This window comes from Microtetraspora sp. AC03309 (genome assembly GCF_020826795.1).
GTDB classification, from domain to species: Bacteria; Actinomycetota; Actinomycetes; order Streptosporangiales; family Streptosporangiaceae; genus Microtetraspora; species Microtetraspora glauca.
The window spans coordinates 34,969-58,817 of record NZ_JADDIL010000014.1; the positions used below are offsets into that span (position 1 = coordinate 34,969).

General features: G+C 72.3%; 19 protein-coding genes. 5 read left to right on the forward strand and 14 right to left on the reverse strand.

Annotation, left to right across the window (positions count from 1 at the left end; genetic code table 11):
- Window positions 1-35: 35 nt before the first annotated feature.
- Entirely contained in the window at window positions 36-1,745 is a 1,710-nt protein-coding gene (locus IMZ11_RS10210; protein ID WP_228639944.1) for a hypothetical protein, read from the reverse strand.
- Window positions 1,738-2,472, reverse strand: coding sequence for a hypothetical protein (locus IMZ11_RS10215; RefSeq protein WP_228639946.1), 735 nt, complete (start codon window positions 2,470-2,472; stop codon window positions 1,738-1,740). Before IMZ11_RS10215 ends, IMZ11_RS10210 begins: the two co-directional genes overlap by 8 nt.
- 240 nt (window positions 2,473-2,712) lie before the next feature.
- Here IMZ11_RS10215 and IMZ11_RS10220 point away from each other — a divergent pair, with 240 nt between their 5' ends.
- Window positions 2,713-3,114, forward strand: coding sequence for a hypothetical protein (locus IMZ11_RS10220; protein WP_228639948.1), 402 nt, complete (start codon window positions 2,713-2,715; stop codon window positions 3,112-3,114).
- Window positions 3,115-3,176: 62 nt separating this feature from the next.
- Here the strand turns inward: IMZ11_RS10220 and IMZ11_RS10225 are convergent, their stop codons facing one another.
- A complete protein-coding gene (locus tag IMZ11_RS10225; RefSeq protein WP_228639950.1) occupies window positions 3,177-4,322 on the reverse strand; it encodes a cell wall metabolism sensor histidine kinase WalK in 1,146 nt (381 codons plus the stop codon).
- 18 nt (window positions 4,323-4,340) lie between these two features.
- Window positions 4,341-5,000 carry a response regulator transcription factor gene (locus IMZ11_RS10230; RefSeq protein ID WP_228639952.1) on the reverse strand — a complete coding sequence of 220 codons (660 nt, stop codon included), beginning with the start codon at window positions 4,998-5,000 and terminating at the stop codon, window positions 4,341-4,343.
- 120 nt (window positions 5,001-5,120) lie between these two features.
- Between IMZ11_RS10230 and IMZ11_RS10235 the strand changes: the two genes are divergently transcribed.
- Entirely contained in the window at window positions 5,121-6,704 is a 1,584-nt protein-coding gene (locus IMZ11_RS10235; RefSeq protein WP_228639954.1) for an alpha/beta fold hydrolase, read from the forward strand.
- A 38-nt stretch (window positions 6,705-6,742) separates the two neighbouring features.
- Here the strand turns inward: IMZ11_RS10235 and IMZ11_RS10240 are convergent, their stop codons facing one another.
- A complete protein-coding gene (locus IMZ11_RS10240) occupies window positions 6,743-8,359 on the reverse strand; it encodes an amidohydrolase (protein ID WP_228639956.1) in 1,617 nt (538 codons plus the stop codon).
- Window positions 8,360-8,459: 100 nt separating this feature from the next.
- A complete protein-coding gene (locus IMZ11_RS10245) occupies window positions 8,460-9,857 on the reverse strand; it encodes an FAD-binding oxidoreductase (protein ID WP_228639958.1) in 1,398 nt (465 codons plus the stop codon).
- A 192-nt stretch (window positions 9,858-10,049) separates the two neighbouring features.
- Between IMZ11_RS10245 and IMZ11_RS10250 the strand changes: the two genes are divergently transcribed.
- The gene (locus IMZ11_RS10250) at window positions 10,050-11,081 is read left to right on the forward strand and encodes a GNAT family N-acetyltransferase (protein ID WP_228639961.1); all 1,032 of its coding nucleotides are present in this window, start codon (window positions 10,050-10,052) and stop codon (window positions 11,079-11,081) included.
- 155 nt (window positions 11,082-11,236) lie between these two features.
- Here IMZ11_RS10250 and IMZ11_RS10255 read toward each other — a convergent pair whose 3' ends face one another.
- On the reverse strand, window positions 11,237-11,596 hold the full coding sequence (locus IMZ11_RS10255) for a hypothetical protein (protein WP_228639963.1): 360 nt from the start codon (window positions 11,594-11,596) through the stop codon (window positions 11,237-11,239).
- Window positions 11,597-11,666: 70 nt separating this feature from the next.
- Between IMZ11_RS10255 and IMZ11_RS10260 the strand changes: the two genes are divergently transcribed.
- A complete protein-coding gene (locus IMZ11_RS10260; RefSeq protein ID WP_228639965.1) occupies window positions 11,667-12,602 on the forward strand; it encodes a hypothetical protein in 936 nt (311 codons plus the stop codon).
- 80 nt (window positions 12,603-12,682) lie between these two features.
- Here IMZ11_RS10260 and pgl read toward each other — a convergent pair whose 3' ends face one another.
- From pgl to tkt, 6 genes are all read right to left on the reverse strand, one after another.
- Window positions 12,683-13,459 (reverse strand): 6-phosphogluconolactonase, encoded by a 777-nt coding sequence (pgl, locus tag IMZ11_RS10265; protein WP_228639967.1) that lies wholly within the window; start codon window positions 13,457-13,459, stop codon window positions 12,683-12,685.
- A gap of 16 nt (window positions 13,460-13,475) precedes the next feature.
- Window positions 13,476-14,387, reverse strand: coding sequence for a glucose-6-phosphate dehydrogenase assembly protein OpcA (gene opcA / locus IMZ11_RS10270; protein WP_228639969.1), 912 nt, complete (start codon window positions 14,385-14,387; stop codon window positions 13,476-13,478).
- A gap of 16 nt (window positions 14,388-14,403) precedes the next feature.
- Window positions 14,404-15,927: a glucose-6-phosphate dehydrogenase gene (gene zwf, locus IMZ11_RS10275; protein WP_228640143.1), complete on the reverse strand. Its 1,524-nt coding sequence runs from the start codon at window positions 15,925-15,927 to the stop codon at window positions 14,404-14,406.
- 183 nt (window positions 15,928-16,110) lie between these two features.
- On the reverse strand, window positions 16,111-17,736 hold the full coding sequence (locus IMZ11_RS10280; protein WP_228639971.1) for a glucose-6-phosphate isomerase: 1,626 nt from the start codon (window positions 17,734-17,736) through the stop codon (window positions 16,111-16,113).
- 1 nt (window position 17,737) lies between these two features.
- Window positions 17,738-18,841 (reverse strand): transaldolase, encoded by a 1,104-nt coding sequence (tal, locus tag IMZ11_RS10285; protein WP_228639973.1) that lies wholly within the window; start codon window positions 18,839-18,841, stop codon window positions 17,738-17,740.
- 7 nt (window positions 18,842-18,848) lie between these two features.
- The gene (gene tkt / locus IMZ11_RS10290) at window positions 18,849-20,951 is read right to left on the reverse strand and encodes a transketolase (protein ID WP_255706255.1); all 2,103 of its coding nucleotides are present in this window, start codon (window positions 20,949-20,951) and stop codon (window positions 18,849-18,851) included.
- A 282-nt stretch (window positions 20,952-21,233) separates the two neighbouring features.
- Here tkt and IMZ11_RS10295 point away from each other — a divergent pair, with 282 nt between their 5' ends.
- Window positions 21,234-22,184 carry a heme o synthase gene (locus tag IMZ11_RS10295; protein WP_374462252.1) on the forward strand — a complete coding sequence of 317 codons (951 nt, stop codon included), beginning with the start codon at window positions 21,234-21,236 and terminating at the stop codon, window positions 22,182-22,184.
- 95 nt (window positions 22,185-22,279) lie between these two features.
- On the opposite strand, the gene IMZ11_RS10300 is transcribed toward IMZ11_RS10295, so the two are convergent.
- Window positions 22,280-23,848: a N,N-dimethylformamidase beta subunit family domain-containing protein gene (locus tag IMZ11_RS10300; protein ID WP_228639975.1), complete on the reverse strand. Its 1,569-nt coding sequence runs from the start codon at window positions 23,846-23,848 to the stop codon at window positions 22,280-22,282.
- Between the last annotated feature and the right edge of the window lies 1 nt (window position 23,849).

Consider the following 23,849-nt stretch of genomic DNA (forward strand, 5'->3'; position numbering starts at 1 on the left):
CAGAGGCCCGGATCGCGCACCCGCTCCGGGTACGGTCAACCGGACCGAAGGGCGATGAGACGGTGGTTGACCAGAGCGAGCCGGCGTTCGATCTCGGGGAGGAAGACGGGATCGAGCAGGTCCCGGTCCGCGGCCAGGCGCTCCGACGCCTCGCGGCCCGCGTCCTCGACCAGGCGCAGGACGTCCGCCCGGCCGGCCAGGAAGCCCGCGGCGGCCGCCGCGTCGTGGGCGTCGGCGACGGAGTTCGCGAAGGCGCCGGTGTCGCGATCGAGCAGGTCCCGGAGCCCTGAGGCGCCGACCGTGAAGGCGAGCGGCCACACCAGGGTGGACAGGTCGGCGACGGAGACGGAGTGGGGCAGCAGCCAGGCGCAGCCGCCCAGGACGAGGAGGAGGAAGGCGAGCGCGGCGACGCGCCGGTGCATCGTGAGGTCGCGGAGATACATGGCCGTCAGCGGTCCGGTCCAGAGCAGGAAGTGCAGGAACGGCAGCCGGGTGAGGCCACCGGCGGTGACGTTGCCGAGCAGCGCGGTGGACACCGTCGCGTCGAGCCCGCCGTACGCGAGGGCCGCCGCCAGCACGGGGGCGTGCGCGGCGGCCCCGCGCCGGACGATCAGGGCATGCGCCCAGTACGCGAGGCAGAACGCGAGCAGCGCCAGGGGGATCGTGGCGGCGAGGGGCACCCTGTCCATATCGGGCCAGGAGTGCGCCAGCGAGCCGACGCCTCCGATGGCGATCACGGGCGGGCCGAGATCCAGCGGCGGTACGGCCGCCCTCCCGTCGGCGGGCAGGACCACGCGCCGGCCCGCCACCCGCAGGACCTGTTCCCCGCCCAGCGGCGCGGCGCGCACGACCGCCACCTCCGCCGTTCCGGAGAGGTCCATGGCGTCCAGAGATGTGCCGAGCTCCGCCACCTGGGCGGGGGACAGCAGGAGGCCGCCGTCCGGCGTCGCCGGGAACTCGACGTCTCGGGAGAGGTCGGGTCCGGCGGCGTTGTGCCGCTGCTCCCAGCGCAGCAGTGCCGTACGCAGGTATTCGGCGTGACCGGCCGTCTCCTCCGCGAGCCGGTGGCGCCAGGCGGCCAGCGGGGAACCGACCGGCCGGCCCGTCACGGCAAGCAGCGGCCAGGTCCTGGTGAGCACGTCCACGATCGTGTCGGCCCCCACCGCGACGCTGTTGCGCCCGGCGAGCACCGCCTGGCTGTAGGCGGCCTCCCTCTCGGCGGCGGCGGTGCGGAGTCGCCGGCGCACCCGTCGCTGCAGGTAGCGGCTGAGGAGCAGCCCCTGGGCGAGGCCGAACGCGGGCCAGACGAAGGGAGCGAGGGACTCGGGACGGCCCCCGAGGCGCAGGACGAGGGTCGTCACGCCGCCCACGACCAGTGGCACGAGCACGGCGGCCACTCCGCGCTCGATCACCGCCTCGGCGGCGAGGGGCGCGGCGAGGAGCGCGGGGGCGTCCACAGGATGGCCGAGTGTGACGGCCCAGGCGGAGACGTCGGCGGCGTCCAGTGCCAGCCGGTACCCGAGCCGGATCCGCCCGCCGCGCCGGAAGTACAGGAAGGCCGCCACGTCGTAGGCGCAGCAGGCGGCCCCCGCGGCGCAGGCGACGGCGGGAGGCAGAGTGCCCATGACGACGGCCATGACCACGCAGGCGACCCGGGAAGCCAGCCGTACGTTGAGGTAGACGCGCCGCAGGGTGTACGAGGCCGAGCCGGCCGCCACCTGGGTGATAGGGGGCAGATCAGCCATCGCGTGGCGGCCGCCGGGTCTTCACCCGGGTTGCCCAGGCCAGGAACCGGGAGATCTGCGGCAGCGACGGCGTGGTCTGCTCGCGATCGGGAAGCCGGCCGTCCGAGGTCATCGCCTGCAGGCGGGCGTGCCGGTTGAAGTCGCGGCGCAGCCGTTCCCACGAGCGGGACCGGGGATCGGCCCGCTCGGCCAGCCGCTCGGGCACCCCCTCGGCGAGGGCGTGGTTCACCGCGGCGTTCACCCGGCTGTGCGCCGAGACCCCGAGGCGGATCTCCTCCTCGGGGTCCTCCGGCTCGGGCACCGGACGCCCGGACGGCCGCAGTACGGCGTCGCGCAGGGCGGCGGAGTCGGCCAGTTCGCTCCTGTGATAGAAGAAGTCGGCCCCGGCCTCGCGGACCCTGCGCCGCAGAGCGCCGTTGAAGAAGTGCCCGGTGAGGACGATGACCCGGGTCTGCCGGCGGTCGCGGTGGCGCCGGACGCACTCGATGACGGAGACGCCGGGGAAGTGGTCGTCGTCCCTGCGCTCGTCGGCGGCGTCCACGAGGACCACGTCCACTCCGCGCCACCGCTCGCCCCACGCCGCCGCGGTGTCGTGGTCGAGCGCGGCGACGATCTCCACTCCGGGAGCGGCGCCGAGTATGGTCGTGATCCCCGCGCGGCTGATGTCGTCGTCGTCCACGACGACCAGCCGGAGGCCGGTGTGTGGTGTGTGCTCTGTCCCGTTCACGTCACCCCCTGGGGGACGGATGCACGCAATCTTTACCCGGTGAAGATCGGGATGGTCAAGTGTTCCCGGACATCCCCCAGGTCGGGGGGTAGGCGATGTGACGTGAGCGTGTCCTCGCGGCCCGGCGGGTTCTCCGGGGAGGGTAAGCGAGCCGGGTGTGTGATCTCGGGGACCGGATCACGCATCGTGGGCTCCTACTTTCTTCCGTGAAGGTTCGGCGAGGTTGTCACGGGAGGAAAGATGCGTGGACGCGCGGGAATTGTCACGGCGGCTCTGCTGACGGGGCTGGTGGTGTCGCTGCCGCAGGGCGCGGGCGCCCAGACCGGGGCGTCCGCCGACTGGCGGCAGGGAAAGGTCTTCGGCGGTAGCGAGGCCGCCGTCGCCGTACGCGATCGGCCGTACGGGAGCGTGGTCGGCTTCGCCACCGCCGAGTCGACCATCCGTGCCCTCTGCTATGTCGACGGCGGCAGGCAGGTCACGGGCTGGTGGCATCCGGCCAATCCCTACTGGGACCGTGTCGAGGTCGCGGCGAGCGGCGGCCGGGGGTACACCGGATACGGGTACGTCGCCGACGTGTGGCTCGACACCGGCGGCGACATCACCGCGCAGCTCAAGCCCTGCTCGTCCAGGAAGGCCGGATAGGGGGCAGATACGGGAGAACGTCGAGGACTGCGCGCCGGCACCGCACCTGATCGCCGCCGCCTTCACCCGCTGAGCGGGAGGGCAATGGTGATGTCGAGGCCGCCGCCGGCCCGGGAGGTGACCGCGATCCGTCCGCGGTGGGCGAGGGTGACCGCGCGTACGATCGACAGTCCGAGCCCCAGGCCGTCAGTACGGACGCGGGTCCCCTGCCCGTGTACGAACGGTTCCAGCAGCGTCTCCGCCTCGTCGGGCGGGATCTCGCGGCCGGTGTTGGAGATCCGCAGAACGGCGCGTCCATCCGCCGTACCGGTATCGACGACCAGCCGCCCGCCGGTCTTGTTGTAACGGACCGCGTTGTCGACCAGGTTGCTGATCATCCGTTCCAGCAAGACCGGTTCGCCGCTGACCGGCGCCGGCCGGAGCTCGGACTGTACGGCGACGTCGGCGGCTGCCAGCCGCGCCCGGGCGGCGTCGAGGGCGGCGGCAGCGGTAGCGGCCAGGTCGGCCGGTTCCCGTACTGCGAGCCCGGCCTGGCTGCGCGCCAACAGCAACAGCCCGTCCAGGACGCGCCGCATGTGATCGACGGCGTCGCGGACGTCGGCGGCCATGGTGAGCAGTTCGGCACGGCTGGGGTTCCCGTCCAGGGTCACGTCGATCGCCGTACGCGCGGTGGTCAGCGGCGTACGCAGCTCGTGGGCGGCGTTGGCGGTGAACAGTCGCTGGCTGTCCAGGATCCGGTCCCGTTCGGCCACGCCGCGCTGGATGCGGTCCAGCATGTCGTTGACCGTGCCCGCCAACGCCGACAACTCGTCGGCAGGGGTGGTGACCGGGACCCGCTCGGTGAGGTTCTCGGCCGACAGCCGCCGGGCAGTGGAGGAGATCACGCGGATCGGCCGCAGCACCCGACCGGCCACCACCCAGCTCAGCGCGGCGGCCAGGGCGGTCACCACGACGAGCGCCACACCGGCATGGGGCAGCAGCGCGGACAGGGCGTCGGCCTGCACCCGGTCGGCCAGAGCGCGCAGGTCCCCGGCCTCCGGTGGCAGCGGCTGGGGCGTGCCCGGCGGGCCAGAGCCGGTCAGATGGTAGGTGAGTAACGCGCGGCGCGGCATCAACAGGTAGGTCAACCCGGTCAGCGCGGCGCCGGCGGCCAGCACCAGGGCGGTCTGCAGCGATGCGAGCCGGGCCCGGGCGGTCAGCCGGACCATCCTGCGCCGGGCCATCCTTCAGCCGCCGACGATCCGGTAGCCGGCGCCGGTGACGGTCTCGATCAGCGGCGGGTCGCCGAGCTTGCGGCGCAGCGTGCCGACGGTGATCCGGACCGCGTTGGTGAACGGATCCGCGTGCTCGTCCCACACCTTGTCCAGCAGCGTTTCCGCGCTGACCACATCACCGTCGGCGGCCAGCAGTTGCTCAAGGACGCCGAACTCCTTGGGCGTCAGGCTCAGCAGCCGCCCGTCCCGCTCGGCCGTGCGCCGGGCCGGATCCAGGGCCACGCCGGCGGCGCGCAGCACCGGCGGGCGGGCCGGTGTGCTGCGCCGTAGCAGGGCATGCACCCGCGCGACCAGCTCGGAGAACGCGAACGGCTTGCCCAGGTAGTCGTCGGCGCCCAGCATCAGCCCGCCGACCCGGTCCTCGACGGCGTCGGACGCGGTCAGCATCAGCACCCGCGACCTGCCCGCCCGGGCGAGCCGGCGGCACACCGCGTCGCCGTGCACGAGAGGCAGGTCCCGGTCCAGGACCACCACCTCGTACGGCGTGATCTCGCACTTGTCCAGCGCACTCCGGCCGTCCAGGGCGACGTCGACGGTGAAACCGTGCTTGCGCAGCCCGGCCTGAATGTATCCGGCGAGGGGTTGCTCGTCTTCGACCAAGAGCACACGCATCCCGGAAGTATCGCAACGCCCGCATATGGAACACATATGGTCCGCCGATCGCCCGCCGATAGATGCCGGCCGGTAGATGTGATCACCCTCGAATCCCCAACGCCGAGAGGATCACAAGAAATGAGTCGTGCAAGAACGGCCGGCATGGCCGGGCTGACAGGAGCGGTACTGGCGCTGAGCCTCCCAGCACCCGCGACCGCCGCCGAGCATGCCGGCCCGAGCGCAAGCGCTGTCGCGAACTCCCGCTCGGGCTCCGGTCTGTCGTCCGTGCAGTGGAAATCCTGCCCGGCCTACTCCGACGAGGTGATCCGCAGCCTGGGCGTGACGGAGGACAAGGTCGCGGCCTTCCACTCCTTGATGAAGCGCCTGGAATGCGGGACGGTCAGCGTCCCGCAGGACCACCGTGACCCCGCCGGGCGGAAGATCGACATCGCGGTGACCCGGCTGGCCGCCACGGACGAGGCCAACCGGCTCGGCGCCGTCGCCGTCCTGCCGGGCGGGCCGGGCGGCAGTGGATATCTGGACCCGATCCTGCGGGTCACGCTCAGGAACGCTGAGATGGCCGAGCTGAACGAGCGGTACGACATCATCGGCTTCGACCCGCGCGGGGTCGGGTACAGCACCAAGGTCGCCTGCGAGCCCGGCCCGAGAGGCCCGGACAAACCGGGCCCGTTGACCAAGGAGTCGGCCAGGAAGATCTACGACGCCCAGGTCGCGGCCAACCTGAAGTGCGCGAACTCCAACCCGGACTTCCTTGGGCAGCTCACCACCGACACGGTGGCCAGGGATCTGGACCAGGTACGGACCGCGCTGGGCGACCGTACGCTCAACCTGCTCGGTCTCTCCTGGGGCACCTATCTGGGCGCGGCGTACCGGAGCCTGTTCCCCACGCACACCGGACGGGTCTTCCTGGACAGCCCGGCTCCGCCGTGGACCCGTCTTGACCGGCACATCGAGGAGAGCGCGGCGGCGGTCGAGCGCAACTTCGGGCGGATGGCCGCCTGGTTGGCCCGCGGTGAGGCGACCTACGGCCTGGGCGCCACCGCCAAGCAGGTGCGCAAGCAGGTGGTGAAGCTGGTCCGCGACTACGACAAGAGCCCGAAGACCTACACCGACCTGCCGCTGCCGATCGACGGCTCGGCCGTCGCCGACCTGGCCAGGCGCAACTCGACCGAGTGGGCGCGCGCGGGCAAGGCCCTCTCCGAGCTGCGGACGGCGACCGGGACCACCGCCCCGCCCACCGTCAAGGAGCTGCTCGGCGCCCCGATGGGGGCGCCTGTGCCCGGCGCGCCCGAAATGACGAACGCGACCATGAACTGGGCGGTCACGTGCAACGAGGACGGCAGCCGACCGAGTTTCGACACCACCTGGCATGACTACCGGCGGCTCCAGAAGCGCTTTGCGGCGACCGGCCGCTCCTGGGGCATGACCGCGCTGTGTTCCGGCTGGCCGCTGCCGGTGCAGCAGGCCACGTTGAAGCGGGGCAGCGGGTCGCTGGTGCTGGCCGCGCACCTGTACGAGTACATGTCGGTCTATGACTGGGCGCTGCAGACGCGGCGCGCCGTCGGCGGCACCGTCTACACGATCGCCGACGACGTGCACGTGTCGGCCACCCGGGTTCCCGAGTGCGCCGCCGACCTGGTGAAGTACTTCGAAACGGGCCGGATCGACAGCGGTTGCGAGGGCAGCGGAACCCCGAACTGACGGGGCGCCCGCTTGGGCGCCCCGCGACGGCGGAGGCGTCAGGCGGAGCCGTTGTCCGCGACGCATTCGCCGTCGACGAACGTCATCCGTACGCGGGTGGTCCAGATGTCCTGCGGATCGAGGGTGAAGGGATCCCGGTCGAGCACGACGAGGTCGGCCGGGCGGCCCTCCTCGATCACCCCGGCGGGCGAGCGGTTCAACCAGGCCGATCCGGCCGTGTACGCGGTCAGGACGGTCCGCAGGTCGATGCTCTGGCCGGGGAGGAACGGCGTCTGCGCGGTCGGGTACGACGCGTGGACCGAACTTCCCGGCTCGGTCCGGTTGACGGCCACGTGCACGGCCTGCAGCGGGTCGGCGGAGGAGACCGGCCAGTCCGACCCGGCGGCCAGCCGCGTGCCGTGCCGTACGAGATCGGCGAAGGGGTACTGCCACGACGAGCGCTCCTCGCCGAGGTAGGGGATGCACAGCTCGTCCATCTGCGCGTGGTGGGTGGCCCACAGCGGCTGGAGGTTGGCGGTCACCCCGAGCGCGGCGAAGCGCGGCACGTCCTCGGGGGTGACGATCTGCAGGTGGGCGATGTGGTGCCGGTTCTCCGGCGCGGTGCCCGCGAGCGCGTCCAGGGCCTCCCGCACGGCGCGCTCGCCGATGGCGTGGAAGTGCACCTGGAACCCGTGGGCGTCGAGCTCCCTGACGTACCCCTTGAGGAGACCGGGGTCCACGTACGACAGCCCGGTCCCGCCGCAGCGGCAGTAGGGCTCGATGACGGCGGCGGTGAAGTTCTCCGCGATGCCGTCCTGCATGATCTTCACGGAGGTGGCGCGGAAGCGGTCCAGGCCCTCCGCGGCGGCCCGCCGCTCGACCAGCTCGGGGATCTGCTCGGCCCCCCGCGTACGGTCCCACCACAGGGCGCCCACCACGCGGGCCTTGAGGCGGCCGCTCGACGCGGCGGACAGGTAGGCGGGCAGCTGGTCGTCGGAGCCCGCGTACGAGCCGACGATGGCGTCCTGCCAGCCGGTGATGCCCAGGGAGAACAGGTACTGCTGGGCCTCCAGCAGGGCCGCCTCGGCGTCGGCGGCGGTCGGGCGCGGCGTGAGCAGGCCGACGAGGTCCATCGCCCCCTCGTGCAGCACGCCGCTGGGGGTGCCGTCGGGGTCGCGCTCGATCCGGCCGTCGGCGGGGTCGGGCGTGTCCTTGGTGATCCCCGCCAGTTCGAGCGCGCGCGTGTTGACCCACGCGGCGTGGTGGTCGCGCTGGATCAGGTACGCCGGGCGGTCGAGGAAGTCGAGCTGGGTGCGATGGGGGAGCCCGCCGGGGAAGGCCGCCATGTCCCAGCCGCCACCGCTGACCCACGTCTTCTCCGGATGCGCCGCGGCGAACGACGCGATGTGCGCCAGATACTCATCGAGTCCGTAGATTTCCGCCAGGTCGCACGCGGCCCGCTCCAGTCCCGCCTGGACCGGATGGATGTGGGCGTCGACGAACCCCGGGGTCAGCAGCCCGCCGCGCAGGTCCACGGGTTCCGCGGCGGGCGAGAGCCGTACGAGATCGGACTCGGCGCCGACGGCGGCGATGACGCCGTCGCGGACGAGCACCGCCTCGGCGAAGCCCTCGGGGGTGAGGACCCGGCCGCCGCGAAACAGGATGTGGGAGCTCACGAAGCCGCCCTTTCTTCATCGGTTGTTCCACGTCACCCGCGCCGACGTGGTGGCGAACACGGTATCCGCGCGCCCGGCACGCGCCGGAACGCGCGGCGCGTCAGTGGCCGGTGATCCGGTCGGCGACGCGGGCGAGCACGGAGGTCCGGGTCATGCCCTTGGCCTCACGGGCGTCGGCGATGCGGTACAGGCGGTACATGGAGTGGACGCCGAGCCAGCGCAGCGGCTCCGGCTCCCAGGCGCGGACACGGCGGTCCACCCAGGGCAGGCCGGTGAGCGGCGTCTCCCGCCCGAGCACCAGGTCGCGGAGGGTACGCCCGGCCAGGTTGGTCGTCGTCACGCCGTGCCCGGTGTACCCGCCCGCCCATCCGAGGCCGCTCGCGCGGTCCAGGCCCACCGTGGCGCACCAGTCGCGCGGCACGCCGAGCACGCCCGACCACGCGTGCGCCACCCGGGAGGAGGCGACGGCGGGGAAGAACGACGTCAGCAGGTTCCACAGCGCGTCCACGGTCCAGTCGTGCGTGTGCCCGCGGTCGTCCACGCGGGAGCCGTACAGGTAGGGCCGGCCACGCCCGCCGAAGGCGATGCGGTCGTCGGCGGTGCGCTGCGCGTACATGTAGTAGTGCGCCATGTCGCCGAGCAGCTCGCGCCGCTCCCAGCCGATCGCCTCCCACACCTCGGCGCCCAGCGGCTCGGTGACGATCAGCGAGCTGTTCATCGGGAGCCAGTCGCGGTGGTGGCCGGGCACCGTCGCGGTGAACCCCTCGGTGCAGCGCAGGACATGTGCCGCCCTCACCGTGCCGTACGGCGTGACCGCCCGGCCGGGCGCGATCGTGGTCACCGGGGTCCCCTCGTAGAGCTCGACGCCGAGGGCGCGTACGGTCTCCGCCAGCCCGCGAGCGAGCTTGGCGGGCTGGATCCTGGCACAGTGCGGGCTCCAGGTGGCGCCGGCCGCCCCGGAGACGCGCAGCCGCTCGTCCATCTCGGCGGGGGAGAGCAGCCGGACGTCCTCCTCGGTCCAGCCCCACTCCCGCTGCCCGGCCAGCTCCTCGCGCAGCCGGGCCTCCTGCGCGGGGCCGCGCGCGACGTTGAACAGCCCGCCCTTGACGATGTCGGCGTCGATGCCCTCGTCCGCGCAGACCGCGATGACCTCGTCGATCGCGGCGAACATCTCCCGCTGCAGCCGCTGGGTGGCGTCCCGCCCGTGGGTCCTGGCGTAACGTTCCGGCGATCCCGCGAGCGCGCCGGTCAGCCAGCCGCCGTTGCGCCCGGACGCGCCGAAGCCGGCGAACTCCTTCTCCAGGACGGCCACCCGCAGCGACGGGTCGGCCTTCTTCAGGTAGTAGGCGGTCCAGAGTCCCGTGTAACCGCCCCCGACGATCGCGACGTCCGCCTCCCGGTCCCCGTCAAGAGGGGCGCCCGGCGCGGGAATCCCGAGGGATCGGAACCAGAAAGACACATCACCGTTGACGAAATCTGAGGACAGCGGAGCGTTCATGAGCTATATCCTGCTATATCCGTACTACTTGGTGAACCTCGCCACGGAAGCCGTGGCGAAAAGCCGCTTTACATGCCGATAACGTCGGTCATGACAGGATTCGCCAGGATGAAACGGTCGGCACACCTCCGTGTAGCAATCACGTAACAGATCTACGACAGGATTGCCTCAGTGACGGAGGGAGCGGTACCGATGGGGTTCTTGCGGATTCGAACGACGGTGGACGAGCGGCCCGGGCGGCTGGCCTCGCTGGCCACGGCGCTGGCCGAGAAGGGCGGCAACATCCTCGGCCTGTCCGTCCAGCCGGACACGGACGGCACGGTCGATGAGTTCGTCGCCGAGATCCCCGCCTCCGCCGAGAGCGTACGCGAGGCCCTCGAGGCCGTCGGCGGACGCAGAGTCCAGGTTGTGACCGCGACCGCCCATGACCTCACCGACGAGCCCACCCGCGTGCTGCTGCTCGCCGCCCGCCTGCGCTCCATGCCGTGGCGGCTGCCGGAGATCCTCCGCGAGCTGCTGCGGGCCGACGACGCCCGCTGGGTCTACGGCGCGGACCTCTCCGACCTGCCCGACCCGACCCTGCTCACCGTGCCCGTGGCCCCCCGGCGCGCGATCCGGCTGCGCCGCGTGGAGCTGCCGTTCACGCTCACCGAGGCGGCCCGCGCCGCCGCGCTCGTACGGCTCGCGCAGCCTCCGGTCGAGGCGCAGAGCGCCGAGCGGCCGGTACGGCTCGGCGACGGGTCCGAGGCCGTCATCAGGCCGCTGACGTCGCTCTACCGGGAAGCCGTCCGCGACCTGCACGAGCGCTGCTCGCCCGAGTCCCGCAGGTTCCGCTACTTCACCGCCATGCCGTCGCTGCCGCCGCGGGTGTTCGAGCGCCTCTGCGACCGCAACCACGGCCACTCCATCGTCGCCGGGCACGACGGCCAGGTGGTCGCCATGGCCAACCTGGTGTTCACCCCCGACCCCGGGATCGCCGAGATGGCCTTCCTCGTCGAGGACCGCTGGCAGGGACGGGGCCTCGGCCGCGTGCTCGGCCGGATGCTCCTGGAGGAGGCGCGCGACCTCGGTTTCGCGGAGGTCAGGGCGTCCTTCCTCTCCGACAACGCCCGCATGCGCAGGCTGCTGCTCTCCCTCGGCGCCACGCTCGCCTACACCGAGGACCCCGGTGTGGTCGAGGCGCGGATCGCCGTGGGCGTGATGGCGACGGCATCCCCGAGCTGATCCCATCACGGTGAATCATCCCGGCTCGCGGCAGCTCAGGGGGCCGCGGGCCGGGATGGTCGCTTCCGCCGGCCGTTGACCCGCTCCGCGGGATGACCGGCCGTCGCCTGCCTCAGCCGCGCCGTCGCCCAGCCTCAGTCGCGCCGTGGCCTGCCTCAGTCGCGCCGTCGGCGCCCGAAGGCATAGGCCATGTTGACGGCCACGATGCCGGCCCACGCGACCATCATGCCGGGCATCCCGCCGGTGGCCCCGGCCGCCGCCGTCAGCGGGATGGCGATGCCGAGGGAGCCGAGGGCCAGCCCGAGGCCACGCTTGCGCTCCTGCTGTTCCTCCCACGCCGTGTGCCGCGCGTCCGGAAGCCTGCTGTCGGCCTCCGCCTTCACCCGCTGCGCGATGGCGGTCTCGATCCGGTCGAGGAAAGCGTCCGTCAGGGCGGGCTCATATTCGGGACCCAGATCGCGGCGCGCCTCGATGGTCGCGCGCAGCTCGTCACGGGGTAGGGAGGCATCCGGCATACGACTAATGTGCCAGATTTCTCCGGGCTTCGCGTCTTCCGGCGACGCGGATCGCGGGTAGGGACCGGACGTGGACCTCAACGCGGCCGCCGACCGGCTGTACGGGCTTCCTCCCGACGATTTCACCGCCGCGCGCGACGCCCTGGCGAAGGAGATCAAAGCCGCGGGGGACGGCCGCCTGGCCCGCGACATCGGGAAGCTGCGCCGTCCCACGGTCGTGGCCTGGGCGATCAACCAGGCGTCCCGGCGCCATCTGGAGGAGCTCGGAGAGCTGCTCGACCTCGGGGAGCGGCTGCGCGCGGCCTGGTACGCGCAGGACGCGGCGGCGCTCTCGGAGCTGACCGGCAGGCGCTCCGAGCTGACGGGCCGGCTGTCCCGGCTCATCGCCGGCGACGCCGAGAGGGAAGGCCGGCGGCTCACGGCGCTCCCGGAGGTCGAGCAGACCCTCGACGCCGCGATCGTCGACGCCGACGCCGCCGAGCGGGTACGGAGCGGCCACCTCGTCACCGCACTGAGCTACAGCGGCTTCGCCCCCGCCCCCACGCCCCGGCCGTCCCGTACGGGGACCGGGGAGCGCCCCGGGGCCCGGCGCGGAGGACGGGCCCGTGAGCGCGAACGGGAACCGGAACGGCGAGCCGCGGGCGGCCGCGCGGAGGACCGGCGGGACACGGAGCGGGAACGGGAGCGGAGAGACAGGGAACGGCGGGAGCGGGAACGCCGGGCCGAGCGGCTGCGACGCGCGGCCGACGACGCCGGACGCGCCGCCGCCGAGGCGGAGCGGAGCCACGCCGAGTGGGCCGCCGAGCTGGAGACGGCCGTGCGGGAACGCGACCGGCTGGCGGCCGAGGTCGCCGTCCTGCGGGACAGGCTCGACACGGCCGCGGAGCGGCTGGGCGCGGCCGAGCAGCGCCTGCGGGTGACGGAGAGGGACGAGGCGGCCGCCGCGAAAGCCGCCGCCGGCGCCCGCGACGAGGCCACCCGCGCCCGCGCCGCCCTTGAGGACTGAGAGCGAGGCCGGCCGCCCGTGCACGGTGCCGCCCCGGGGGCCTCACGGTCTGCCGACCGCGCACGGCACCGCCGCCCCCGTCAAGGGGAGGCGATGCGCCCGAGGCCGGGCGGGATCTTGCCTGCGGCGGCCCGGTCGAGCAGGAACAGCGTGCGCTGGCGGCCACGGGCACCGGCCGCCGGGACCTGGATCGGGCCCGCGCCGGACAGGGCCAGGTGGACGGCCTGCGCCTTCTCCGCCCCAGCGGCGACGATCCACACCTCGCGCGCGGCCCGGATCGCGGGGAACGTGAGCGACAGGCGGGTCGGCGGCGGCTTCGGAGAGCCGTGCACCGCGACCACCGTGCGGTCCTCCTCGTAGAGGGCGGGCTGCCCGGGGAACAGCGACGCGACGTGGCTGTCCGGGCCCATGCCGAGCAGCAGCACGTCGAACGACGGCACCGGGCCGTGGTCCTCGGGCCTGGCGGCCTTCTCCAACTCGGCGGCGTAGACCTCGGCCGCCTCCTCCGCGGTCAGGCCGGAGTCCGGGGACGGCATGGCGTGCACGCGTGCCGGATCCACGTCCACGTGGTCGAGCAGGGCCGTACGCGCGCCGGTCTCGTTGCGCTCGGGATCGCCGGTGGGAAGGAAACGCTCGTCCCCCCACCACACGTCCAGGGCGCGCCAGTCGATGGCGTCGCGCGCGGCCGTTCCGGCGACCGCCGCGAGCGTCGCGATGCCGACGCTTCCGCCGGTCAGCACGACGTGGGCCGACCCGCGGGCCGCCTGGGTGTCGGCCAGGCGGGTGATCAGGCGGGCCGCCACGGCCTGGGCGAGCACGTTGGCGTCGCGGTGGACGATGACGTTCGGAACAGTCACGGCGTCTTCTTCTCCATCAGGACGTCGGGGACTTCGCCAGCCACTGGATCGCCGCCCCGTAGGTGTCGTCCGGGTCGAGGCGGCGCAGTTCCTCGGCGAGTAGTTCGGCGGTCGGCCTGCGAGCGAGGGCGACCCGCCGGTCCGGCTGACCCGGCCGGGACAGCGTCGCCAGCCGGGCGTCCGTCCTGGCGATCTTCAGGTCGCCGTCGGCGAGCGTGAGCCGTACCTCGGTGAGACCCGGCCCGTCGCTCTCGGCGAGCTTCATCGGGATGCCGAGCCGCTCGGACAGCCACGCCGCCAGCAGCGGCGCGCTCGGGTTGCCCGCGGCGCCCGACACGACGCCGGACCGCACCGGCCCGGTCGGCCGGTCGAACGCGGCGGCCAGCAGGCTGCGCCACGACGTCAACCGCGTCCACGCGAGATCGGTGTCGCCGGGCAGATAGCCCGCGTGGCGGCCGCCGATCGCCGCCACGGCGTCGCGTGCCGCCCGGGCGTCGGTGATCCGGCGGGTGGCGAGCTGGCCGACGGCGTCCCGCGCCGGTACGGCGGGCGAGTCGCCCGGCCACCACGCCACGACGGGCGTGTCGGTCAGCAGCAGCGGGCTGATGACCGAGTCGGCGTGCTCGGTGAGCCGGCCGTACAGGCGGAGCAGGACGACCTCGCCCGGGGACGACTCGCCCATCCGCACCTCGGCGTCGAGCCGGTCGGGTTCGTAGGGGTCGCGCTTGATGACCGTCAGCACGCGGGACGGATGCTCACGCGCGGCCTCGGTGGCCGCCCGGACGGCGTCGTACTGGCCGGCCTCGTCGCACACCACGACCAGGGTGAGGACCATGCCCACCGCGGGAGCGCCCATCTGGTGGCGCAGCTGGGTGAGCGTCGCGGAGATCTTCGAGGCCGTCGTGTCGGTCAGGTTGAAGGTGGTCACGGCGCTTTCCGTTCACTCACAGCCGACGCCAGACACGCCCGTCACGGGCCATCATGGCGTCGGCGGACGGCGGGCCCCAGGTGCCCGCGGGATAGCCCTCCGGACGGCCCGAGGCCGCCCAGTGCTCCTCGATGGGATCGAGGATCATCCAGGACAGCTCGACCTCCGCCTGGTGCGGGAACAGGGGCGGGTCCCCGATGAGGACGTCGAGCAGCAGCCGCTCGTACGCCTCGGGGGAGGACTCCATGAACGACTCCCCGTAGGCGAAGTCCATGCTGACGTCTCTGACCTCCATGGCCGTGCCCGGCACCTTCGAGCCGAAACGCACGGTGATCCCCTCGTCCGGCTGGACGCGGATGACCAGGGCGTTCTGCCCGAGGATCTCGGTGTCGGTCGAGCTGAACGGCAGGTGCGGCGCCCGCTGGAAGACGACCGCCACCTCCGTGACCCGGCGGCCGAGACGCTTGCCCGCCCGCAGGTAGAAGGGGACGCCCGCCCAACGGCGGTTGGCCACCTCCAGCCTGATGGCGGCATACGTGTCGGTGATCGAGTCCGGCGGGATGCCGTCCTCCTCCAGGTAGCCGACGACCGGCTCGCCGCCCTGCCAGCCCGCGGTGTACTGGCCGCGGGCGGTGCCGAGCGACAGGTCCGCCGGCAGCCGGACCGACCGGAGCACCTTCTCCTTCTCGCGGCGCAGCGAGTCGGCGTCGAAGGACGTCGGATCCTCCATCGCGACCAGGGCGAGGAGCTGCAGCAGGTGGTTCTGGATCACGTCACGGGCCGCGCCGATGCCGTCGTAGTATCCGGCCCTGCCGCCGATGCCGATGTCCTCGGCCATCGTGATCTGGACGTGGTCCACGTAGCCGCGGTTCCAGATCGGCTCGTACAGCGTGTTGGCGAACCGCAGGGCCAGGATGTTCTGGACGGTCTCCTTGCCGAGGTAGTGGTCGATGCGGAAGACCGACTTCTCGGGGAACACGCCGCTGGTGATCGCGTTGAGCTCGCGCGCGCTCTTCAGGTCGTGGCCGAACGGCTTCTCGATGACCACCCGGCGCCAGACCCCCTCGGGCGCGTTGGCGAGGTTGGTCCGCTTGAGCTGCTCCACCACGACGGGGAAGAACTTCGGCGGCACCGAGAGGTAGAACGCGTAGTTGCCGCCGGTGCCGCGCGTCTCGTCGATCTCCTTGAGCATCATCGCGAGCACGTCGAAGGCGCCGTCGTCGTGGAACTCGCCGGGGCAGAAGTGGATGCCCTCGGCGATCTGCCGCCATACCTCCTCGCGGAACGGCGTACGCGCGTGCTCCTTCACCGCCTCGTACGTGACCTGGGCGAAGTCCTCGTGCGCCCAGTCGCGGCGGGCGAAGCCGACCAGGGAGAAGCCCGGGGGCAGCAGGCCCCGGTTGCCCAGGTCGTAGATCGCGGGAAGCAGCTTCTTCTTCGCCAGGTCGCCGGTGACGCCGAAGAGGACGAGCACGCACGGGCCGGCCACGCGGGGCAGCCGTTTGTCGCGCGGGTCCCGCAGCGGGTTCTCCGCGCTCATGTCCTCCACCGACAGGCCGAGCGCGGCCTCCAGGTCGCGCTGCTCCGGCGTCACCTCCGGGCCGGCCCCCGCCGGGACGTCGCGCGTCCCGGCGGGGGTCTCCGCCGTCTCGGTGGGGTGGTTGTCCCGCTCACCCATCGGACCTCCTCGCCTCCCGGCTCGTCGCCAGCGGCGTGTTCATGGTCAGAGTTCCTCGGCCACGGACAGCAGGTGCTTGACGCCCGCCACGCGGTCGGTGAGGTGCAGGCGCACGGCGGGCCGGCCCCGCGACGCCAGCGCGCCGAAGTCGCCCAGGGCCTGGGCGAGCTGCAGCCTGCCCAGGGTGTACGGCTTGCCCGGCACCTCGACGTCCTCGGTGACCGCGCCGGTGATCTGCAGGAACACGCCCGCCTGCGGACCGCCCTTGTGGAACTGGCCGGTCGAGTGGAGGAAGCGCGGTCCCCAGCCGAAGGTCACCGCGTGGTCGGTGCGGTAGTCGAGCAGCGCCCGGAGCGTCGCCGGGTCGGCGGCCGCCCACGCCTCGGTCAGCTCCTCGAACGAGGCGTCACCGACCCGGGCGGCGTCGAACGCGGCCTCCCGGTCCAGGTACGCCATGATCGCGAGGTAGCCGCGCTTCGGGACCGCTCGCAGCAGCGCGGTCAGCACGTCCGCCAGGTTCTTCGGGTCGCCGGGCACGTCGCCGTAGATCTCGACCGGGCCGTCCGTCAGGAACGGCGTGCCGGTCGGCAGCGGCCCGTCGCCCGCCTCCTGGAGGATCCGGGTGGTGTTCTCCTTGGACTCGGCCACGTTCGGCTGGTTGAACGGGTCGATCCCGAGCGCCCGGCCGGCGATCGCCGTGGCGTACTCCCAGACCAGGAACTGCGCGCCCAGCGGGCCGTCGACCGACGTGCCGCCGTCCGGGCCGATGTGCACCAGGAACTGGTCGTCGGCCTCGGCCGCCTCGGCGCCGACGACGGGCAGGATGCCCTTGCCCGACTTGCCGGTCGACTCGGCGACGAGCTGCTCGATCCAGTCGGGCAGCCCGTTGATGTCGGTCATGCTGTCACGCAGGACCATCTTGTCGCGTCCGGCGAGGGCCTCGGAGCCGAGTAGCACGCCCAGGTCGAGACCCGGGTTGCCGTCGCTGTCCGCGAGCCGGGGGACCACCGCCGCCGCGTCGTCGAGCAGCCGCCCGACGTCGGCGCCCGCCAGCGCGCTGGGCACCAGCCCGAAGGCGCTGAGCGCGCTGTAGCGGCCCCCGACGTTCGGGTCGGCCAGGACGACCTGGTACCCCGAGTCGATGGCCGTCTGCTCCAGCGGGGAGCCCGGGTCGGTGACCACGACGATGCGGTCGGCCGGGTCGATCCCGGCGTCACGGAACGCCTTCTCGTAGATCCGGCGGTGGCTGTCGGTCTCGATCGTGCCGCCGCTCTTGCTGGCGACGACCACGAGCGTGCGGTCCAGCCGGTCGTTCAGCGCCCGCCGCACCTGCCCGGGGTCGGTGGTGTCGAGCACGGTCAGCGGCACGTCCTCGGTCGCGCAGATCACCTCGGGGGCCAGCGACGAGCCGCCCATCCCGGCCAGCACGATGTGATCGAGGCCCTCCGCGCGCGCCATCTCGACGAGCTTGGTGATCTCGGGCAGCAGTTCCCTGCTGGTCAGGGGGAGGTTCAGCCAGCCGAGGCGGGTGGCCGCCTCGGCCCTGGCCTCCGGCCCCCACAGGCCGGGGTCGCCGGCGGCGAGCGCCGCCGGCACCCCCTCGGCGACCAGCTTCTCCCGGAGGGCGTGTACGGCCTCCGGCTCCTGGCCGAGCGTTACCTCGATGGTCATCTCAGGCCTTCCCGAGCTCGGCGGCCACGGTCTCCAGGAGCTCCTTCCAGGAGACCTCGAACTTCTCCACGCCTTCGTCCTCGAGCGCCCGCACGACGTCGTCGTAGTCGACGCCGACCTCCTTGAGCGCCGCCATCGTGTTCCACGCCTGCTCGTAGAACGGCCGTACGGTGTCGCCCGAGATCTTCCCGTGGTCGGCGACCGCGTCCAGCGTCTTCTCCGGCATCGTGTTGACCGTGCCCGCGGTGACGAGCTGGTCGACGTACAGCGTGTCCGGGTAGTCGGGGTTCTTGACGCCGGTCGAGGCCCACAGCGGACGCTGCGGCCGGGCACCCGCCGCGCGCAGCGCCTGCCAGCGCGGGCTCGCCATGACCTCCTCGAACGCGGCGAACGCGAGCCGCGCGTTGGCCACGGCGGCCCGGCCCTTCAGCGCGATCGCCTCGGGCGTGCCGATCCCGTCCAGGCGGGCGTCGATCTCGGTGTCGACGCGGCTGACGAAGAACGACGCCACCGACTCGATGGTGGCGAGGTTGACGCCGTTCGCCCTGGCCTTCTCCAGGCCCTCAAGCCAGGCGTCCATGACCGCGCGGTACCGCTCGAGGGAGAAGATCAGCGTGACGTTGACGCTGATGCCCTCCGCGACGCACTGGGTGATCGCGGGCAGGCCCTCGACGGTCGCGGGGATCTTGATGAACAGGTTGGGCCGGTCGACCAGCCACCACAGCGCGCGCGCCTCGGCGATGGTCTTCTCCGTCTCCCTGGCCAGCCGCGGGTCGACCTCGATGGAGACCCGGCCGTCCACGCCGTTGGTGGCGTTGAAGACCGGCCGCAGCACGTCGGCGGCCCAGCGGATGTCGAAGGTCGTGATCGCCCGGACCGCCTCCTCGACCGTGACGCCACGCACCTTGAGGTCGTGCAACTGCGCGGCGTACGCGTCGCCCTTGCTCAGGGCGCCCGCGAAGATCGTGGGGTTGGACGTGACACCCACGACCTGCTTGTCGCGGATCAGGGCGGCCAGATTGCCGGTGCGCAGCCGGTCACGGCTGATGTCGTCCAGCCAGATCGACACACCGGCTGCGGTGAGGCGCTTCAGGTTCTCGCTCATGATCTCCTCAGTTTCCGGTCGTCTCGCCCTTGTCGGCCCCTGTCTTGGCGAGGCTCGCCCTGGCGGCGGCCACCACCCGGTCCGCGGTCAGGCCGAACTGCTCGAAGATGGTCTTGTACGGCGCGGAGGCGCCGAAGTGCTCAAGACTCAGCACTTCCCCTTCATCACCGACGAACTCGCGCCAGCCGAGGGAGATTCCCGCCTCGACGGCGACCCGGGCGCGGACCGCCGGGGGCAGCACGGACTGCTGGTAGGCGGCGTCCTGGGCGCGGAACCATTCCACGCACGGCATCGACACGACCCGGGTCGGGACGCCCTGCTCCTCAAGGATCCTGCGGGCGCCGACGGCCAGCTCGACCTCGCTGCCCGTACCGATGATCACGACGGAGGGCTGGCCGGTGGAGGCCTCCTCCAGGATGTAGCCGCCGCGCGCGACGCGGGCGGCGTCGCCCGTGCCCTCGTACACCGGCAGGTTCTGCCGGGTCAGCGCGAGAGCCGCGGGACGGTCGTCGTGCTCCAGGATCGCCTTCCAGGCCGCCGCCGTCTCGTTCGCGTCGGCCGGTCGTACGACGTCGAGGCCCGGGATGGCGCGCAGCGACCACAGGTGCTCGATCGGCTGGTGGGTGGGGCCGTCCTCGCCGAGGCCGATGGAGTCGTGCGTCCACACGTACGTCACCGGCAGCTTCATCAGCGCGGCGAGCCGTACGGCCGGGCGCATGTAGTCGCTGAAGACCAGGAACGTGCCACCGTACGGGCGGGTGCCGTTGTGCAGGGCGATGCCGTTGAGGATGGCGCCCATGCCGTGCTCGCGGATGCCGAAGTGCAGCGTGCGGCCGTAGCGGTTGCCCGGGAACTCGCGGGTCTGGTACTCGTCCGGAATGAAGGACGGCTCGCCCTTCATGGTGGTGTTGTTGGACTCGGCGAGGTCGGCGGAACCGCCCCACAGCTCGGGCAGCACCGGCGCGAGGGCGCTCAGCACCTCACCGGACGCCTTGCGGGTCGCGATCGACGCGCCGGTCTCGAACGTGGGCAGCGCGTTGTACCAGCCGTTCGGCAGCCGGCGGGCCGAGATCCGGTCGAACAGCTCGGCGCGCTCGGGGTTGTCCACCCGCCAGCTGTGGTAGGTCTTGTCCCACTCGGAGCGGGCCTCGCGGCCGCGCTTCACGACCTCCCTGGAGTGGTTCAGGACGTCGGCCGGTACCTGGAAGGTCTGCTCCGGGTCCAGGCCGAGCACCCGCTTGGTGGCGGCCACCTCGTCCTCGCCCAGGGCCGCTCCGTGGATCTTCCCGGTGTTCTGCTTGCCCGGCGACGGCCAGCCGATGATCGTGCGCAGCTTGATGAACGTCGGCCGCTCGGTGTCCGCGCGCGCCTCCTCCAGCGCGTCGTACAGCGCCTGGACGTCCTCCTTGTACTCGCCGGTGGCGGTCCAGTCGACCTCGAGGACCTGCCAGCCGTACGCCTCGTAGCGCTTGGAGATGTCCTCGGAGAGGGCGATCTGCGTGTCGTCCTCGATGGAGATGTGGTTGGAGTCGAAGACGACGACGAGGTTGCCCAGCTTCTGGTGGCCGGCGAGCGCACTGACCTCGTGGCTGATGCCCTCCTCGATGTCGCCTTCGGAGGCGAAGCACCAGATCATGTGGTCGAACGGGGACGTGCCGGGGGCGGCCTCGGGGTCGAACAGGCCGCGCTCGCGCCGGGCGGCCATGGCCATGCCGACGGCGTTGCCCAGGCCCTGGCCCAGCGGGCCGGTGGTCGTCTCCACACCCACGGTGTGGCCGTACTCCGGGTGGCCGGGGGTGAGGCTGCCCCACTGGCGGAGCGCCTTCAGGTCCTCCAGTCGCAGGCCGTAGCCCGACAGGTACAGCTGGATGTAGAGCGTCAGGCTGCTGTGACCGCAGGAGAGGACGAACCGGTCCCGGCCCACCCACTTCGCGTCGGACGGGTCGTGCCGCATGACTCGCTGGAAGAGGAGGTAGGCCGCGGGGGCCAGACTCATCGCCGTTCCGGGGTGACCCGAGCCCGCCTTCTCGACCGCGTCCATCGCCAGTGCTCGCACCACGTCGACTGCTCGCCGGTCGAGGTCGGTCCACTCAAGGCTTGCGCTGCTCAACTGCTCGATCCCCTCTAGTTCATTGCGCCGGTTTTGGCATTTCCCGCCCACACCGGACCCTAACGGGTCGGGGGTCCTACCGTTCGGTAGACCACCACCGCACCGGCCGCCCGGCGCCCTGAGCGGCGGCGTTCTCATGGGTGTCCGGACGCGTCGCTTCCGGCCCCAGTTCAGGGACCACCGGCTCTCCCGACTACAGTGAGTCCACAAGTGCCTGGCTGCTGCCCGGAGATCCGCTCAATTCAGAGGTTACGCGTTGACCCCGCACGTGCTGGAAGCGCCTTGACGGTGCTGACGAAGATGGAATCGGTGCCCCCGCTCGGAACGGCGGTGGCGACCGCGCCGCGCTCCCTGGGCGCGCTTGTCCGCGCGTACGTCGCGCTCACCAAGCCGCGGATCATCGAGCTGCTGCTGATCACGACCCTTCCCGTCATGTTCCTCGCCGCGCGCGGCCTGCCGCCGCTGTGGACGGCCATCGCGACGATGGTCTTCGGTACCCTGTCCGCGGGTAGCGCCAACGTGCTGAACTGCTACATCGACCGGGACATCGACAAGACCATGCGGCGCACCCGCCGCCGTCCGCTGGCCAAGTCCGAGGTCTCCCCGATGGGTGCGCTGGTCTTCGGCGTGGCCCTGGGCGTGGCCTCCACGGTGGGTCTCGGCCTCACGGTGAACTGGCTCGCCGCCGCGTTGTCGCTGGGCGCGATCCTGTTCTACGTCCTCGTCTACTCGATGGTGCTCAAGCGGCGCACCGTGCAGAACATCGTCTGGGGCGGCATCGCGGGCTGCATGCCCGTGCTGATCGGCTGGGCCGGCATCACCGGCAGCCTCTCCTGGGCTCCCGTCGTCCTGTTCGGCGTGGTGTTCTTCTGGACGCCGCCGCACACGTGGACGCTGGCCATGCGCTACCGCGAGGACTACGCCTCGGTCGACGTGCCCATGCTGCCCGTCGTCGCGACCGAGCGCCGGGTGATCCGCGAGGTGATCGCCTACACCTGGGCCACCGTGCTCTGCTCGATGTTGCTGTGGCCCGTCGCCGGGACCTCGCTGCTCTACCCGATCGTCGCCGCCGTCCTGGGCGCGGCCTGCCTGTGGGAGGTCTACCGCCTGCTCGGCCGGCTAAACGCGGGCAAGACCGGCGTGGACCTGCGCCCGATGCGCTTCTTCCACTGGTCGAACATCTATCTCGCGCTGCTGTTCCTCGCCGTCGCGGTCGACTCGCTGCTGATCTGAGCCGCGCCCGGGCGCGCGCCCGGGTCGTTCCTCCACGAGATCCTCTCCGCGCGGTTCCACTACGCGCAGGCTCTCTACGCGTACGCGCGGTTTCTCTACGCGTAGAACGCGTGGACGTTGTCACGCGGGGCCGCGCGGTGCTCCCCGGCCGGCCCCCTGGCGAAGGCGCGCAGCAGGTTGGCCGTCGTCTTCGTCACGAACTTGCGGGTCCTCGCGTTCATGTCGTGCGCGCGCGGGCCTCCGGGGCGGCCCGCCATGAGCGCCTCCACCCACCGCATCGTCCCCGTCGCGAAGACCCCCGCGCCGCTGGGCGTGGTGTAGTACGCCGAGTCGGCGAAGCTGGGCCGGTTCCCGCACATCAGCGGGGAATGGGCGAGGATCTCGATCGGCCGGGGCGTCGGCACGCTGGGCGTCACCCTGTCGTACTCGACGCCGACCAGGTGCGGGAACGCGTCGCCGCGCCGTACCCCTGTTCCCTCGAACAGCCAGTGGTGCGGGTTCGTGACGACGTACGGCGCGTCGGCCGGGTATCCGTCGTAGTAGACCCCCGTGAGCGAGGACTCCGGGTCGGGCGCGGGAGAGGACCGGAAGTCCGCAGTCACCTCCGCGGGGCGCCGCCCGTACATGGGGTCGCTGGCGTACTGGTCCTTGTAGCAGATGACCAGGCGGCCCTCGTTCGCCACGCGGATCCGGCGGTAGCAGGTGTTGGCCCCGAGGAAGGCGATGTTGGATCCGGCGTCCCTGGCCCGGGTGACCTGCCTGCGTGCCTGCGGCGTCCAGTACTCGTCGTGGCCGAGGAAGACGATGGAGGCCGCGCCCCGCATCGACTCGGGGGTCAGGTCCAGGTTCGTCGTGTACGCCAGAGGGATGCCGAGACGCTCGGCGAGCACGACCATCGCGCGCTCGTGGACGAGGAACTTCTCCGCGCCGTTCTTGTCGTAGGGGCGGTCGAAGCTGACCGCGAGGGAGCGGGCGCCGTAGCTGCCGTCCCGCCCGTAGTAGAGGCTGTAGCCGCCCCACTGGTTGTACGCCTGCCAGGTGGTGGCGGCGTGCACCAGCAGTGTCCTGCCCGTGGCGTCCGTGGACCGCACGACCAGCGGCACGTACCGCTGGTGCCCCTTCGCGGAGTCGAGTCGCAGCAGGTAGGCGCCCTCCGGCCAGCCGGCCGTCGGGACGGTGAGGGACCGCCTCCAGTTCGCGTGCACGGTACGGGTGGCCCCGTCGAGGTCGCCCCGGCCCTGCCTGCGGCCCGGCAGCCACTCCGACCGCCACACCCGGCGCGCCTCCGCTCCGCCGTACCAGCCCATGCGGTAGGCGGTGACACGGAAGCGGTCGGCGGTGGTCGAGACGCGCAGCTCCACCGGATGTCCCGGAAGCACGCTCGCCTGGTCGCAGTATCCCTCGATCGCCTCGGCCGGGCCGTACGAGCGGGCCCGCCAGCCGGGGTCGCCGGGCCTGAGCCGTTCGAAGCGTACGGACTCCGCGGTGGCCGACGGGCTCGCGGACGGGAGCGGCGGCTCGGACGCCGAGGAGGTCCCCGGGCCGGGTTCGGCCGTGACCGGTTCCGCCGCCGTGTTCGCGCAGGCGGAGGCGCCGGCGGTGGCGGCGGCCACCACACCGAGGAAGCTTCGGCGGCTCAGCCGGCCGTCGTCGGTCTCGCTCATC

Bases quoted from the DNA above. Each gene is read 5' to 3' on its own strand.
- zwf (WP_228640143.1), bottom strand. From the start codon at position 15,927: ATGAGCGCGGAGAACCCGCTGCGGGACCCGCGCGACAAACGGCTGCCC.
- IMZ11_RS10220 (WP_228639948.1), top strand. From the start codon at position 2,713: ATGCGTGGACGCGCGGGAATTGTCACGGCGGCTCTGCTGACGGGGCTG.
- IMZ11_RS10250 (WP_228639961.1), top strand. From the start codon at position 10,050: ATGGGGTTCTTGCGGATTCGAACGACGGTGGACGAGCGGCCCGGGCGG.
- IMZ11_RS10235 (WP_228639954.1), top strand. From the start codon at position 5,121: ATGAGTCGTGCAAGAACGGCCGGCATGGCCGGGCTGACAGGAGCGGTA.
- IMZ11_RS10225 (WP_228639950.1), bottom strand. From the start codon at position 4,322: ATGGTCCGGCTGACCGCCCGGGCCCGGCTCGCATCGCTGCAGACCGCC.
- IMZ11_RS10280 (WP_228639971.1), bottom strand. From the start codon at position 17,736: ATGACCATCGAGGTAACGCTCGGCCAGGAGCCGGAGGCCGTACACGCC.
- IMZ11_RS10255 (WP_228639963.1), bottom strand. From the start codon at position 11,596: ATGCCGGATGCCTCCCTACCCCGTGACGAGCTGCGCGCGACCATCGAG.
- IMZ11_RS10210 (WP_228639944.1), bottom strand. From the start codon at position 1,745: ATGGCTGATCTGCCCCCTATCACCCAGGTGGCGGCCGGCTCGGCCTCG.
- IMZ11_RS10245 (WP_228639958.1), bottom strand. From the start codon at position 9,857: ATGAACGCTCCGCTGTCCTCAGATTTCGTCAACGGTGATGTGTCTTTC.
- tal (WP_228639973.1), bottom strand. From the start codon at position 18,841: ATGAGCGAGAACCTGAAGCGCCTCACCGCAGCCGGTGTGTCGATCTGG.
- IMZ11_RS10300 (WP_228639975.1), bottom strand. From the start codon at position 23,848: ATGAGCGAGACCGACGACGGCCGGCTGAGCCGCCGAAGCTTCCTCGGT.
- IMZ11_RS10230 (WP_228639952.1), bottom strand. From the start codon at position 5,000: ATGCGTGTGCTCTTGGTCGAAGACGAGCAACCCCTCGCCGGATACATT.